Annotated in this window: 1 pseudogene; it reads left to right on the top strand. The window is 40.8% G+C overall.

Annotated elements, in window-relative coordinates:
• Nucleotides 1–277 (top strand): annotated as a pseudogene (locus ACFIK8_RS09630) (exodeoxyribonuclease III); the annotation flags it as partial.

Below are 277 nucleotides of genomic sequence, written 5' to 3'. Positions count from 1 at the left end.
GAAAAGCGTTTCTTTTGTCAAAAACAAGATTGTCGTTACATTTCGGTGATTGTTGAAGCCTATGGCAGGAACATACGGATTCATAATTTTTATGTTCCCGCTGGGGGTGATGTGCCTGACGCTGATGTGAATGAAAAATTTCGTCATAAACTTGATTTTCTAGAAGAAATGGCTTCCATCCGAGCTGATCAAGAAGATGGTCTCGCTTCTCTTTTGGTGGGCGATTTGAATATTGCTCCTTTGGAAGATGATGTTTGGTCTCATCAGCAAGTGTTGA

Source organism: Bartonella sp. MR168JLCBS (assembly GCF_042194175.1).
Note: the sequence above shows the minus strand (reverse complement) of the source record. Positions and strands in the feature narration are given on the sequence as shown.